At 65.7% G+C, this 13,660-nt stretch carries 12 protein-coding genes; 8 read left to right on the top strand and 4 right to left on the bottom strand.

Going from position 1 to position 13,660, the window contains the following annotated elements; all coding sequences use genetic code 11:
• Positions 1-136: 136 nt before the first annotated feature.
• Positions 137-706 (top strand): hypothetical protein, encoded by a 570-nt coding sequence (locus BACI349Y_RS02255; protein ID WP_236560691.1) that lies wholly within the window; start codon positions 137-139, stop codon positions 704-706.
• Positions 703-3,567, top strand: a complete 2,865-nt coding sequence (locus BACI349Y_RS02250; protein WP_159630075.1) for an ATP-binding cassette domain-containing protein — start codon at positions 703-705, stop codon at positions 3,565-3,567. The genes BACI349Y_RS02255 and BACI349Y_RS02250 overlap by 4 nt, the downstream gene beginning before the upstream one ends.
• On the opposite strand, the gene metH is transcribed toward BACI349Y_RS02250, so the two are convergent.
• Complete coding sequence (metH, locus tag BACI349Y_RS02245; RefSeq protein ID WP_159630073.1) at positions 3,557-7,204, bottom strand: methionine synthase; 3,648 nt, start codon at positions 7,202-7,204, stop codon at positions 3,557-3,559. The genes BACI349Y_RS02250 and metH overlap by 11 nt on opposite strands.
• Before the next feature lie 150 nt (positions 7,205-7,354).
• Here metH and BACI349Y_RS02240 point away from each other — a divergent pair, with 150 nt between their 5' ends.
• Positions 7,355-7,822, top strand: coding sequence for a nuclear transport factor 2 family protein (locus tag BACI349Y_RS02240; protein ID WP_159630071.1), 468 nt, complete (start codon positions 7,355-7,357; stop codon positions 7,820-7,822).
• Entirely contained in the window at positions 7,822-8,388 is a 567-nt protein-coding gene (locus BACI349Y_RS02235) for a TetR/AcrR family transcriptional regulator (RefSeq protein WP_159630069.1), read from the top strand. Before BACI349Y_RS02240 ends, BACI349Y_RS02235 begins: the two co-directional genes overlap by 1 nt.
• A 229-nt stretch (positions 8,389-8,617) precedes the next feature.
• Here the strand turns inward: BACI349Y_RS02235 and BACI349Y_RS02230 are convergent, their stop codons facing one another.
• Together BACI349Y_RS02230 and BACI349Y_RS02225 are read right to left on the bottom strand one after the other, a co-directional pair.
• The gene (locus BACI349Y_RS02230; RefSeq protein WP_159630067.1) at positions 8,618-8,953 is read right to left on the bottom strand and encodes a YegP family protein; all 336 of its coding nucleotides are present in this window, start codon (positions 8,951-8,953) and stop codon (positions 8,618-8,620) included.
• Between the two features lie 231 nt (positions 8,954-9,184).
• Positions 9,185-9,676 (bottom strand): Hpt domain-containing protein, encoded by a 492-nt coding sequence (locus BACI349Y_RS02225; protein ID WP_159630065.1) that lies wholly within the window; start codon positions 9,674-9,676, stop codon positions 9,185-9,187.
• Positions 9,677-10,240: 564 nt separating this feature from the next.
• Here BACI349Y_RS02225 and BACI349Y_RS02220 point away from each other — a divergent pair.
• Complete coding sequence (locus BACI349Y_RS02220) at positions 10,241-10,441, top strand: hypothetical protein (RefSeq protein WP_159630063.1); 201 nt, start codon at positions 10,241-10,243, stop codon at positions 10,439-10,441.
• A gap of 119 nt (positions 10,442-10,560) precedes the next feature.
• Here BACI349Y_RS02220 and BACI349Y_RS02215 read toward each other — a convergent pair whose 3' ends face one another.
• Positions 10,561-10,857, bottom strand: a complete 297-nt coding sequence (locus tag BACI349Y_RS02215; protein ID WP_159630061.1) for a DUF4193 domain-containing protein — start codon at positions 10,855-10,857, stop codon at positions 10,561-10,563.
• A 198-nt stretch (positions 10,858-11,055) separates the two neighbouring features.
• Here BACI349Y_RS02215 and BACI349Y_RS02210 point away from each other — a divergent pair, with 198 nt between their 5' ends.
• The 3 genes from BACI349Y_RS02210 to BACI349Y_RS02200 all read left to right on the top strand — a co-directional run bounded on the left by BACI349Y_RS02210 (position 11,056) and on the right by BACI349Y_RS02200 (position 13,601).
• Positions 11,056-11,622: a recombinase family protein gene (locus BACI349Y_RS02210; RefSeq protein WP_159630059.1), complete on the top strand. Its 567-nt coding sequence runs from the start codon at positions 11,056-11,058 to the stop codon at positions 11,620-11,622.
• A 425-nt stretch (positions 11,623-12,047) separates the two neighbouring features.
• Complete coding sequence (locus BACI349Y_RS02205; RefSeq protein WP_223917533.1) at positions 12,048-12,851, top strand: LacI family DNA-binding transcriptional regulator; 804 nt, start codon at positions 12,048-12,050, stop codon at positions 12,849-12,851.
• Between the two features lie 174 nt (positions 12,852-13,025).
• Positions 13,026-13,601 carry a nitroreductase family protein gene (locus BACI349Y_RS02200; protein ID WP_159630057.1) on the top strand — a complete coding sequence of 192 codons (576 nt, stop codon included), beginning with the start codon at positions 13,026-13,028 and terminating at the stop codon, positions 13,599-13,601.
• Positions 13,602-13,660 lie beyond the last annotated feature (59 nt).

Below are 13,660 nucleotides of genomic sequence, written 5' to 3'. Positions count from 1 at the left end.
AAGGGGCCGACGGCGGCACTCGCTTGAGTGCCGCCGTCGGCCCTTTTGCGTTGGTCGGGCCAGCGGTGGGCGAGGGCCCGCGTCACAGAACGGAACGGCCATCCGCTCCGGAGCGCCAACGCCCTACCCTTGACAGGTGACATTGACTAAACTCCGCACCGCGTCCGCGGGCTCCCTCGCCGCCGCAGGCCTCCTGCTTACCCTCGCCGCCTGTTCCACGCCGGCCTCCACCCAGCCAAGCTCCCCGGCCCCTGCCTCATCTGCAGCGGCTTCGTCGAGCGCCAGCGCCGCTTCAACCTCTGCCGGCCCCTGCGCCGGCGTGAAGGTCATCGTCGATTCGGGCGCCCTGAAGCAGTCCGCCGCCGACACCTCCGCCTGCGTGTCCGTGGATGGCCCCACCGTGGCCGCCAAGGTCCTCGAACAGGCCAAGATCAAGACCGAGGGCACCGCCAAGTACCCCACGAGCTTCGCGTGCCGCGTCAACGGAGTGCCCGCCGCGGACTTCGACATCAAGCACAAGGGTGGCACCACCCGTGAAGCGTGCGATGACAAAAACACTGTCTCGTATTGGGCGCTCTGGGTGAAGCCCGCCGCCGGCACGTGGGCTTACGCGCAGGAAGGCCTGGACAGCCTGAAGCTCAACCCCGGCGAGAGCCTTGAACTGCTCTACACCGTGGACAACGAACCGGCAGCACCCGCGTCATGACCTTCCGGCCCGCGCCGTTGCGCGCAGCGGCGGTTCTCGCTGCTGTGTTCATCGCGGCACGGGTCGCCTACCGGGCCCTTTTCAACGGGGCGGCCACCGGTACCCCGGTCCTGCTGGACCTTCCGCCGCTGAGGCTCCCCGCCCCGTACGCCCACGTGGTGTTCCTGGGCACCATCACGGCCCCGGGGCTCTGGGCGGCGGTGCTGTCAGCGCTGCCGATCGCCGCAACGATCCTCGGCTTCGGCCTGCTCAACGCCTGGGTGGATGTGTCCCGTGGCTTCGTCCGCCTGGCCCGCGGCGGCCCCCTGCAGGGCGTGGCCCGCATGCTGGTGGTGGCGTGGGCGGCCCTCCCGGCCCTGGCCGACGCCGTGGCCTCGGTGCGCCTCGCCTTCCGGCTCCGCGGCGAACGCTTCGGCCCCCGCGCCCTGGTGCCCGTCCTCGAACGCACCCTGGAACATGCCGGCCGCATTGCCGCGGCCCTGGAGCTGCGCGGCTTCGGCAGCCGGGCATCCCGCCAAGGACATCACGACGACGGCCCGCTCCTGGTGCGCGACGCACAGTTCCGCATCGCTGACACGCGCATCAGGGCTGACTCCTTTGCACCGCCGGCTGGGTCCGTCGCGGTGATCACCGGGCCCACCGGCTCCGGCAAGTCCACCATCCTGCGCGGCCTCGCGGGCATCCTTTCGCACGTGGACGGTGGCGCGCTGTCCGGCACGGTGCAGATAGCCGGGACGGACCGCGCCAGCGCTCCCCCGCGTGATACCGCGGGGTTGATGGGCGTCGTCCTGCAGAATCCGCGCGCAGCCTTTGCGACCACCCGGGTCCGGGACGACATTGCCCTGGCCCTCGAACTTCGTGGCGTGCCCTCCGCCGCCGCAAAGGCCCGGGTGCTGGAGGTGGCAGATCGGGTCGGAGTGTCCGCGCTGCTGGACCGGGACGTCAGCACCCTCTCGGCAGGTGAGGCAACGCTGGTGGCCATTGCCGCCGCCGTCGTGGACCAGCCCCGGCTATTGCTGGTGGACGAGCCCCTGGCCGACCTCGATGCCACGGCACGCAGCCGCGTCATCGCCGTGCTCAGTACCCTGGCCCGCGAAAACGGCGTGTGCGTTATCGTGGCCGAGCACCGGGCCGCGGCCCTGGTTCCGGTGGCTGACTCCTGGTGGACCATGCAGGACAGCGCGCTGGTGCCGGGCACCGCACCCTCCCCCTCCGCTCCCGCCGATGCCCGGCCGACTGCCGTTCCGGATCACGGCCACGCCCCCGTGTTGACGGCGACCCACCTCGAGGTACACCGGAAAGGCGCGACGCTGGTCCGCGACGCCTCGCTCGCCCTGCACCGCGGCGAGATCGTGGCCCTGGTTGGGCCCAACGGGGCCGGGAAGTCGTCCCTCCTGGTGGCGCTGGCTCTGGGTGAGGGTACGGGGACAACGTCCGACGGGGGCCGGGTCGCCCTGGTGCCGGACGCGTCGGACGACCTCTTCACCAGGGACACGGTCACGGGCGAGCTGCGGTCGGCGGAGCGGCGGCTGGCGCGCCGGAAGAACGGCACGGCGGTTGCTGCCGGGACCGCGACGGCCCGCCTTACCCGGCTGCGAGGAGGCGTCCATATTCCCATCGGGAACGGGCATCCGCGGGACCTTTCTGCCGGCGAGCGCAGGATCCTGGCCATCGCCCTGCAGACCATGGATGACCCGGATGTACTGCTCATCGACGAACCCACGCGCGGGCTCGATCCTGCCGCACGGACTGCTGTGGCGGCGGCCCTGCGTACCGCTGCCGAGGACGGTGCCGCGGTCCTGATCGCCACGCACGACCTCGACTTCGCCCACGGCCTGGGCGCCCGGATCCTCCCGATGCGCGACGGCGTGGCACCATCCCTGGAAACTGTCCCTGCCCCGGACCCGTACGTCCCGGCACCCCGTCCTACTCTTGCCGGAGCGCAGGCGGCGGCGTCCACCGCTGAACAGCCAGACGCACCGGACGCCAGGAAGCCCCACCGGGTCCGGATGCCGCGGAGCGCCGAGCTTGCTGTCCTCGCCCTCGCCAACCTGGCCGCCCTCGCGGCCTTTTGCTGGCCCCTGCTGGCCGCGGCACTCCCCCAGGACGCTGCCGCCTCCACCCCCTACATTGCCCTGGCCATCGCACCCGTGGCAGCCGTCGCCGTCGTGCTTTCCCTGGACGGATCCGTCCGCTCCGCACACACGGTGGCGCTGCTCGGGGTGCTGGCTGCCGTCGGTTCCGCCGTGCGGGTGGCGAGCACCGGCGTCGGCGGCGTGGAGGCGGTGTTCATCCTGCTGATCCTTGCGGGTCGCGCGTTCGGTGCCCGGTTCGGTCTGCTGCTCGGTGCGGCGACGATTGCCGTCTCCAGTGCGCTGTGGGGCGGGATCGGGCCGTGGACGCCGTTCCAGGTCTTCGCCTGCGCGTGGGTGGGCGCCGGGGCAGGCTTGCTCCCGCGGCGGGTGCGCGGCAGGGCCGAACTGTGGATGCTGGCGGCCTACGGGGTGGTGTCGTCGTACGTGTTCGGGCTGCTGCTGAACCTGTGGTTCTGGCCGTTCGCGGTGGGCGGCGGCACCGGTATCTCCTACGTTCCGGGCGCGCCGCTGGGCACCAACCTCAGCAGCTTCCTGCTGTATTCGCTGTTGACGTCGACGGCTGGCTGGGACACCCTGCGCGCCGTCACCACGGTGATCGGCATCGCCGTGGTGGGCCGTGCGGTGCTCGCGTCGCTGCGGCGGGTGAAGCCGGTGTCCGGGGTTACGGGCCCCGGCGGACAGGGCTCACAGGCGGCCGACGACCAGGGCGGCTCCGCTCACACCCCAGCCGCGCACTCCAGGAAGCGGCGCCAGCTCACACCTTGAAGTACTTGGCCTCCGGGTGGTGGAACACGAACGCGTCGGTGGACTGCTCGGGGTGCAGCATCAACTCGTCGCTCAGGATGACGCCCATGCGCTCGGGCTTCAGCAGCTCGGTGACCTTGCGGCGGTCCTCCATGTCCGGGCAGGCGGGGTAGCCCAGCGAGAAGCGGGCGCCGCGGTAGTCGAGCTTGAAGTACCCTGCCGTGTCCTTGGGTTCCTCGGACGCGAAGCCGAGCTCCTTGCGGACGCGGGCGTGCCAGAACTCGGCGAGCGCCTCAGTGAGCTGCATGACCAGGCCGTTGAGCTCGTAGTAGTCGCGGTACTGGTTGGCCGCGAACATCTTGGAGGTGAACTCTTCGATCTTGGAGCCGGCGGTGACCAGCTGCACGGGCAGCACGTCGATCTGGCCAGACTCGCGGGACTTCACGAAGTCAGCCAGGCACAGGTGCCGGTCGCGGCGCTGGCGCGGGAAATCGAACCGCAGGCGGTCGGTGCCGATCGGGCCGCCTGAACCACCGTCCGGGGCGAGCAGGCCTGCCTGGCCCAGGACGCCGTCGGGATCCTCTCCGTGGTGGAGGACCACCACCTGTTCGCCCTCGGAGACTACGGGAAAGTAGCCGTACGCCACGGAGGCGTCCAGCATGCCTTCGCCCAGGATGCGGTCCAGCCAGTAGCGCAGGCGCGGCCGGCCTTCGCGTTCCACGAGTTCCTCGTAGGAGGCGCCGTCCTCGCCGCGGCCGGGCTTGAGGCCCCACTGGCCCATGAAGGTGGCGCGCTCATCAAGGAACGCGGAGTAGTCGTGCAGCGAGACGCCGCGGACAATGCGGGTGCCCCAGAACGGCGGCACGGGAACCAGGTTGTCGGTGGCGACGTCGGACCGGCCGGGCATGGATTCGGGCTCGGTGATGGTGAACTTTGCCCCGCCCTTGTGGATGCGCTTCTTCAGCGGCGGCAGGCCGACGTCGTCCGGTGATTCACCGCGGGCCACGCGCACCAGGGGTTCCATGAGGGACAGGCCCTCGAAGGCGTCCTTGGCGTAGCGGACCACGCCGTCGAACTGCTCGGCCAGGTCCTGCTCCACGTAGGCGCGGGTGAGGGCGGCGCCGCCCAGGATGACCGGCCACTTCTTGGCCAGGCCGCGGGACTGCAGCTCCGCAAGGTTTTCCTTCATCACCACGGTGGACTTCACCAGCAGCCCGGACATGCCGATGACGTCGGCGTTGTGTTCCTCCGCGGCGGCGATGATCTCGGCGATGCCCTGCTTGATGCCGATGTTGATGACCTTGTAGCCGTTGTTGGTGAGGATGATGTCCACCAGGTTCTTGCCGATGTCGTGCACGTCGCCGCGCACGGTGGCGATGACCATGGTGCCCTTGCCGGAGGAGTCCGACTTCTCCATGTGCGGCTCGAGCAGGGCCACGGCGTTCTTCATGACCTCGGCTGACTGCAGCACGAACGGCAGCTGCATTTCGCCGGCGCCGAACCGTTCGCCCACCACCTTCATGCCCTCGAGCAGGTGGTCGTTGATGATGCCCAGCGGGGTCATGCCTTCGCTGCGGGCCAGGTCGAGGTCCGCTTCGAGGCCCTTGCCTTCGCCGTCGATGATGCGCCGTTCCAGGCGGGCGCCCGTGGGGAGGGCAGCGAGTTCGGCGGCGCGCTGGTCCTTGAGTGCTGCGGTGTCGACGCCGGCGAACATGTCGAGCATGCGGGCCAGCGCGTCGTAGGTGGTGTTGCCGTCGGCGTCGTATTCGCGGCGGTCCCAGACCAGGTCCAGGGCCACCTTGCGCTGTTCCTCCGGGAGGGAGGCGAGCGGGACGATCTTGGCGGCGTCGATGATGCCGCTGGTCAGGCCGGCCTGGACGGCTTCGTGCAGGAACACGGAGTTAAGCACGATACGGGCGGCCGGGTTGAGGCCGAAGGAGACGTTGGAGACGCCGAGGGTGGTGTTGATGCCGGGGTATTTCGCGGTGATCTGGCGGATGGCTTCGATGGTTTCGATGCCATCGCGGCGGGTTTCCTCCTGGCCGGTGGCGACGGGGAAGGTGAGGCAGTCGACGATGATGTCCTCGACGCGCATGCCCCACTCGCCCACCAGGGAGTCGACCAGGCGTGAGGCGATGGCCACCTTGCCCTCGGTGGTGCGGGCCTGGCCTTCTTCGTTGATGGTCAGGGCGATGACGGCGGTGCCGTGTTCCTTGACCAGCGGCATGATGCGGGCGAAGCGGCTGTTGGGGCCGTCGCCGTCCTCGTAGTTGACCGAGTTGACCACGGGGCGGCCGCCGATGAGTTCCAGGCCGGCTTTCAGGACGGGGGGTTCGGTGGAGTCGATGACCAGCGGGAGGGTGGAGGCGGAGGCGAATCGGGAGACGATCTCCTTGACGTCCGCGACGCCGTCGCGGCCCACGTAGTCCACGCAGACGTCCAGGAGGTGGGCGCCGACGCGGATCTGTTCGCGGGCGATGTCCACGCAGTCGTCCCAGCGCTCTTCGAGCATGGCCTGGCGGAAGGCCTTGGAGCCGTTGGCGTTGGTGCACTCACCGATGGCCAGGTAGGCGGACTCCTGGTCGAAGTTCACGTGCTGGTAGAGGGAGGCGACGCCGGCTTCGCGTTCCGTGGGGATTCGTGCCGGTGCTGTTTTGTCCGCTGTGGTGGGCACGGCTTTGGCGCGGAAGGGCGCAAGACGTTCGACGACGGCGGCCATGTGTTCCGGCGTCGTACCGCAGCAGCCGCCCACCAGGCCCAGTCCGAATTCGCGGACGAATTGTTCGTGGGCGGTGGCGAGTTCGGCGGGTGAGAGCGGGTAGTGCGCGCCGTTGGCGCCGAGGACGGGCAGGCCGGCGTTGGGCATGCAGGCGATGGCGACGGAGGACTGCTTGGAGAGGTGGCGGAGGTGTTCGCTCATCTCGTCCGGGCCGGTGGCGCAGTTCAGGCCGATGGCGTCGACGCCGAGCGGTTCCAGGGCGGTGAGGGCGGCGCCGATTTCGGAGCCCATGAGCATGGTGCCGGTGGTCTCGACCGTCACTTCCACGAAGATGGGGAGCCGGATGCCTTTGGAGACGATGGCCTGCTTGCAGCCGTTGACGGCGGCTTTGGTTTGCAGGAGGTCTTGGCTGGTTTCGATGAGGAACGCGTCCGCGCCGCCGTCGATGAGGCCCTCGGCCTGCAGGGCGAAGGTCTGCTTGAGCCAGTCGTAGCTGGTGTGGCCCAGGCTGGGGAGTTTGGTGCCGGGGCCCATGGAGCCGAGGACCCAGCGCATGCGGCCGTCTGTTTCTTCTGCCGCTTCGGCGCGTTCGCGGGCGATCCTGGCACCCTTATTTGCCAGTTCCTCGATGCGGTCGTCGATGCCGTAGTCGGAGAGGTTGGACCAGTTGGCGCCGAAGGTGTTGGTTTCCACGGCGTCGATGCCGGTAGCGAAGTACGCGTCGTGGATGTCGGCGATGACGTCCGGCCGGGTGTCGTTGAGGATCTCGTTGCAGCCCTCAAGGTTCTGGAAGTCCGTGTCGAGCTGGAGGTCGCGGCCCTGCAGCATGGTGCCCATGGCGCCGTCGGCGATGACCACCCTGTGGTTCACGGCGTCCAGGAGTTCCTGGGAACGGGCGGGGCGGGGGACGGACTCGATGTCCAGTGCGAAACGAGGCATTTAAACAGGTTACGGGCGGGGGCGCCTGCGTTGCCCTGTGTGTCTGGATGCTACGGCGGGAAGGAAAGTGTTGACGGGCCCATCGGGCTTCTGTACTTTTAAGTACAGAGTTAACCGATCGGTACACTCTTTGATTGAAAGGACCCTTCCATGACACGACCGCCCCTCCCTCCGTTCAATGAAGCCTCCGCCATCCTCAAGGTGCGCAGTGCCGAAGATGGCTGGAACACGCGCGATCCCGAGCGCATTTCCCTCGCCTACAGCGAGGACAGCTGGTGGCGCAACCGCTCCGTCTTCCTCTCGGGCCGCCCCGCGATCGTGGACTTCCTCACCGGCAAATGGGACCGGGAACTGGATTACCGCCTAATCAAGGAGCTCTGGGCCTACACGGGGGATGTGATTGCGGTGCGCTTCGCGTACGAGTACCACGATGCGGCCGGCCAGTGGTTCCGCGCGTACGGGAATGAGAACTGGCGCTTCGACGATAATGGGCTCATGACCCACCGCCACGCGAGCATCAACGACGTCGCGATTGACGAGTCCGAGCGCAAGTTCTTCTGGGACGCCCCCGGCGCGCGCCCGTCGGACCACCCGGGCCTGATCGAACTTGGACTCTGATGCCCCGGACTGTTCTTGACCGCTCGGACGCAGTCCTTGCCCTCGCCGGCGTCTTCCGCCGGCGAGGCTTCGAAAGCGGCTCGCTGTCCGTGATTCAGCAGGAGACCGGGATTGGGCGCGGAAGCCTCTACCACTTCTTCCCCGACGGGAAAACAGACATGGCCCGCGCGGTGCTGGCACAGGTGCGGGCGTGGTTCGACGGGCAGGTGTTCGAACCGCTTCGCACGGTCACAGACGCCGCCCAGGCGGTGACTTCAATGTCACGCGTTGTGGAGGAGTACTTCGCTTCCGGGGAGCGGGTCTGCCTGTTCGCGGCGATGACCCTGGGGGAAGAACAGGAGACCTTCGCCGCGGAGGTCCGCGCCTACTTCGCCGACTGGGTGGGCGTCCTCGCGGATACGCTGGAGCGGGGCCGGGTTGCGAAGCTCGAGGCCGCAGGCCTTGCCATGGACGCAGTGGCAGCGATCCAGGGCGGACTGATCATGACACGGGCCCTCGACGACGATGCCGTGTTCTCAGGGATTGTGGCCCGCGTGAATGAGCGGCTGCTCGCGGCGCTGGGGTAATGGGGGCGGACTCTTGAGCTGAGGCGGTCTTCGGCATTTCGGGCCAGCGGCTGGAAGGCCTTCGCACCTGCCGCCTTCGACGGTGGCGACCGACCGGCTTGTCGCGCCTGCAGCTTCCACCGGCGCCCACACCTGAGGGTCTTGCTCACCAGACCAGAAAACTTAGGCCGATAATTGATCTTACGTAAAGCTGGAGCTGGGAAGGGGCAGAGGCGGGCCCTCCCCGGGCTCAGGAAAAGTTGTGTATTGCCCCGGCCCAGCGCGGACCGGAGACGGCCCGGCGGACCGCACGGGCGCGCCCATGGAAATCGATTTTGGGAACCCGTTGGGAGCCCGCCGGAGCAGGCGGGTCATTGTAGGCTCGATGTCCGATAGCGCTGAGGGTCGTACAGGAATCGGTAATCAGTCCCATGCCGGCGTACTCGCGGACGGCGGCGATCCCTGCCACGGCGTCGGTCTTGGTCGTGAAGGGTCTGGATACGGCCATTACGGTGCCGTCCGGTGCTGTCAGACGGAACCTGAAAGCTGATTGTGCGTCGATAAACAGTTCGAACATTCCTGCCATTGCGATCCTTTCGGTCTGCGGGACCTCGTGGCTGCACCTTCGCAGCCGGCGGGCGCCAAGCATCGTTGCCAGCGCTTTTCGTGGTGTATCCCGCTCCAAATTTTTCATCAACTCAGCATGCGTCCCCCGAGTCTTGCCCAGGGACGCCCGCGGACGCAAGCCTCGCGTGGCATCCAGGGCGAATTGATGTCCTGCTCTCGGTCCCATTCCAGGGGGCGGCTTCCCCGCATTCTAGGCGTGGGCAGCTGGCATGGAACCAAGCCGGGCCTCCGCTTGCTCCAGCAGCATGGGGGAAGCGGCAGTCAGAGCCTCTACGTCGCACTGCAGGGCCGTTGCATGTACCCGCGCGGACGTGAAATTCCTGGCCCCGACCAGTGGCAGGATGATCGCGCAGCGCTCGGCAATGTGCTTTGCGCCAGCCATGGACGATGCAGTGTGCAAACTACGGACAGCATTAGCTGAGCCCGCGGGGTCCTCCTCGGCCAGAGTGGCGAGGATCCGGGACACTCGAGCCTGCTGCAGGCTGAAAAAGTCGCTGAGGAATTGCAGGGCCAGGGCAGGGCCCTGCGTATCCTCGGCAATGTTCCACAGGCTTTGCAGGTCGAGAGCCGACATATCGCCGGTGACACCCGGCAACGAAGCGGCCGAGTCAGCGTCCCGTGGGCCCATCGCCTCAGCAGCTCCGGGTCGTTCTAAACGCAATATATTGACGGTGGTTCTCAAACGGATCCTCAAAGATTACGAGCGCCGCCAACGGAACCCGAGCCCCGTTACTGGCCAGGCGCTCTGCATGACCTGACCAAGACACTCTTCCTGAAAAGGATCAAGCGGGTGCTTCCTGCGGATCAAGATTTCCTCAAGATGCACGCCTGAAAATGAGTCTCCACTGCCAATTTGTTGGAGCGAAGCTTTTGATGAATCATAGGTTTCGGCGGAGGATGCGCCGCGCGGAAAGTGTTGTTTTCCAAACCCAGCCGGGATCCCATCCCGCCCGTCTTTCATCACAAACTGTTAGGTCGCCAGCTACCGCCGCGGCCCAACGAAGCCGCCTCCGCAGAGCCTGAAACCAAGCAGGCAAGCCGAGCACGCATTCATCGGCTCCAAGCTGACCCAGGGGCCCACAAGCCCCCTGAGGGCGGCGAGATGGCACACCAAACAGCACAACCAAAATCTGTTGCAGCGCGCCCGTCGGCGGCTCCCAGGGTTTTGAAGATCCACCACTCTTCCGGCAACCAGCCCAGCCAAAAGCTTTGCCGCCACTCTTACATTGGACAAAGGAGACCAACAATGTTCACCCACGACACCATCATCATCGAAGCCCACGACCGCGCATCCAGAGATCTGCAGCTTGAAGAAGCCACCCGCCTGCTCAGCGAGAAGGCAACGGACCGCGGCATACTAATCACCCGACACAGCTTCAGGTCATTCACTGCCACCCTAAGCACCGGCGTTGAATACGGACTCATCCAGGAATTGGATCTGCTCTAAAAGCCCTGCCCCTCCCCGAACGGCTCACTGCCGGCAGTGAGTCACCAGCAGTGGCAGGGGTCAGGGAACGACGAAAAGTCCTCGGCGTCGGGAAGGTTGCGGGAGCCGTCCCGAGGTTGTCAGCCTTCGCACTCGATGCAGTAAGGCTGGCCGTTGCGTTCGACGGCGAGCTGGGACCGGTGCCGGACGAGGAAGCAGGATGCGCAGGTGAACTCGTCCTTGCCCTGCGGGATGACCTGGACGATGAGTTCCTCGGAGACGATTTCCCCGCCGGGCGTCAGCCCTTCGTCGTCGGCCACGTCCAGTTCGGTGACGACGCTGCGGGCATCAGGAGCGCTGGCCGACTTCAACGCCTCGAGGGACCGGTCCTGGGATTCCTTGACGTCGGAACGGACTTCGTCGTAATCGGTAGCCACGGTAGGCGGTGCTCATTTCAGTCTTTGACCGGGTCTTTCCCGACCAGAGAGCAACGTACACCATGGCAGGGTTGTTCCCCTGCCGGACGTGCGTTCCTTGGCAATTAGTCGTCAGGCGGTTTTGGACAGACCCGTGTCTTGACCTCTGCGCTGGTGGGGTCGACACTCGTTCTCACACCGCGAGGATTGGAGGCCGTCGTGAATGGTCAGCGCATCGGCTACGTGCGGGTGAGCACCGTGGACCAAAATGAGCTGCGCCAGCTTGATGGCCAGGTCCTGGACCGGACGTTCACCGACAAGGCCTCCGGCCGGGACACCGCAAGGCCGCAGCTGACCGAGTTGCTGCGGTTCGTCCGCGACGGGGACACCGTGGTCGTGCACAGCATGGACCGGCTCGCCCGCAACCTCGATGACCTTCGCGCCCTGGTCCAAGGGCTCACCCGGCGCGGGGTCCGGGTGGAGTTCCTCAAAGAACAGCTCGTCTTCACCGGCGAGGACTCCCCCATGGCCAACCTCATGCTCTCCGTCATGGGCGCCTTCGCCGAATTCGAACGCTCACTGATCAGGGAACGCCAGCGCGAAGGCATCGCGCTGGCCAGACAACGCGGCGCCTACAAAGGACGGAAAAAGACTCTGACACCCGAGCGTGCGGCCGAACTGGTCCAGCGAGCCGGCACCGGCATCCCTAAAGTCGTACTGGCCCGCGATTACGGAATCAGCAGGGAAACGGTCTACCAGTACCTCCGCCAAGCGGCGCTGAAGTAAACCCCTCCCCTGCCCGGCGCTCCCACACAACCCCAAGGTTCACCCTGCAGTGTTGTCCACGGAACTCCGGCCAACCGCTATTTGGCCGGAGTTTCGCCAATTCCAGTGCCTTCGGCCGGCGCCGGCATCGCCTGCCCACTGTCACTGAGGGGTCAGCGTGCGAACGGCGGAACGGAGCATACTGAGCTCTAGCGCTCCCCACTCCCCCGGCCCTACAGAACGTCCATTATCGGCACTTTGGCCCCGCATGTAGAAGTGGCCCAAATTAGGAGTCCGCCCTCTGCCTCATCACCTGAAGCACGGCGAAATTTGGAAGCACAGTGCTCTGCTGCTGGCAACGAGCGCGTACGTGATGGCTTGGCCGCGTAGTGTTTGATTGCGGATACATGACGGTTGGTCCAGGTGAAGAGTTAGGAGGCGCGGCTGTGGCAGGAGCAGCGACGCACCCGGAGGTGAACGGCTCCGGCTCGAACCCGCCCCAGCGGCGGATGACTATTAAAGAAGTCGCACAAATGGCAGGCGTTTCATACGGAACCGTCTCCCGAGTTCTTAACGGCCATCCCGAAGTCAACGAGTCTACCCGGCAGCGGGTATTGCAGATCATTAAGGATGTTGGGTATCGCCGCAATAGGGCCGCTACCACTCTTGTGACCAGTCGCTCGACATCCATCGGCATCGTAACCGATGGGTCCCCGCGTTTTGGGCCGGTCGGAACGCTTCTGGCGCTGGAGAACGTAGCCAGGGAAAAGGGATACTCAACCACTGTAGCTTCCGTCCGACCCCCGTACGAGGAATCGATCCCAAACGCGCTCAACACCTTGGAAGACCTCGGAGTCGACGGCATAATTGTCATCGCGCCGCTGGTGTCCATGGCTGCTGCCGTTTGGCGCGCAACACGTCGGGTGCCTCTTGAAATGGTGGCAGCGGGTGTTTCTTCCACTCCTGATGTCTTCACTTACTCTGAAAATCAAGAACTCGGGGCCCGGCTGGCAACTCAGCACCTCATTGACCTCGGACACACAGACATCGCCCACATCGCAGGTTCCATGGAGTGGTTTGACGGGCGCGTGCGAAAGCGCGGGTGGGAAGCAGCGCTCAAGGACGCCGGCCGAACTGCACAGGCAAGACTTGCCACTGCTGGGATACGCACTGGGCGAGAGTCCGCTCAATTCCGTTTTCTCTCCTCGGGAAATCTTGTGCAAACCTCTTCAATTGCACGGAGTACGTAAAAACCCTGTGCAGAAATTACATAAAAAGGACAAGCCTATCTTGTGAGGGACGCCCTAGTGTTGATGAGAAATTACCCGATCTGACCGTTCTGAGCCCTACCTATTAGGGTGGGCTTGTGACTGAGCAATCGTAAAGAAACGAAGAGAGCTATAACATTGAAACCCTCCGACGTAATGACCTCCCGTACCGCTGACACGCGTGTTCCAATCATCTCGGAGCTGTCTCAGCGTTGGAGCCCTCGGTCCTTCGATCCGGACGTTAGCATCACCGATGCTCAGCTTGACGCGCTTCTTGAGGCTGCGCGCTGGGCTCCCTCGGCGAGCAACAATCAACCCCGCCGTTTCATCGTGACTCGCCGAAATACACCGGAATTCGACACTATCGTCTCTGCCCTTGCTGGTTTAAACGCTTCATGGGCGCACACCGCGTCGGCGCTGGTGGTGGGCATCGCGGAGACGTCCTCGCCGGAAGGGGATGGGCGACCGTACGCAGAGTACGACCTTGGCCAGTCGTTGGCTCACTTTAGTGTGCAGGCGCAGGCAGACGGCCTTTACACCCACCAGATGGCGGGCGTCGATTGGAACAAGCTCACGAAAGCCTTCAATCTTGCTGAAAATCTTAAGCCCATGACCGTCACTGCCGTGGGCACGGTTGCAAGCGCGGATCGCCTCTCCGAGATTCTGGAGCAACGAGAGACAGCCCCACGAAAGCGCCTTCCACTCGACGAGCTTGTATTACTACGCAGTTAAACCCTACAGCGCACAAAAGAAACTTGCCCTAATCAAACAGCGCGGCGCCTACAAAGGGT

Source organism: Arthrobacter sp. 8AJ (assembly GCF_902506025.1).
Lineage (GTDB): Bacteria > Actinomycetota > Actinomycetes > Actinomycetales > Micrococcaceae > Arthrobacter.
The sequence above is the reverse complement of the archived record's forward strand: the minus strand, read 5'-3'. Positions and strand labels throughout refer to the sequence as shown.

What these genes read in the sequence shown, in the direction of transcription:
- BACI349Y_RS02200 (WP_159630057.1), top strand. Translation starts at nt 13,026, where the DNA reads ATGACCTCCCGTACCGCTGACACGCGTGTTCCAATCATCTCGGAGCTG.
- metH (WP_159630073.1), bottom strand. Translation starts at nt 7,204, where the DNA reads ATGCCTCGTTTCGCACTGGACATCGAGTCCGTCCCCCGCCCCGCCCGT.
- BACI349Y_RS02235 (WP_159630069.1), top strand. Translation starts at nt 7,822, where the DNA reads ATGCCCCGGACTGTTCTTGACCGCTCGGACGCAGTCCTTGCCCTCGCC.
- BACI349Y_RS02220 (WP_159630063.1), top strand. Translation starts at nt 10,241, where the DNA reads ATGTTCACCCACGACACCATCATCATCGAAGCCCACGACCGCGCATCC.
- BACI349Y_RS02230 (WP_159630067.1), bottom strand. Translation starts at nt 8,953, where the DNA reads ATGGCAGGAATGTTCGAACTGTTTATCGACGCACAATCAGCTTTCAGG.
- BACI349Y_RS02240 (WP_159630071.1), top strand. Translation starts at nt 7,355, where the DNA reads ATGACACGACCGCCCCTCCCTCCGTTCAATGAAGCCTCCGCCATCCTC.
- BACI349Y_RS02250 (WP_159630075.1), top strand. Translation starts at nt 703, where the DNA reads ATGACCTTCCGGCCCGCGCCGTTGCGCGCAGCGGCGGTTCTCGCTGCT.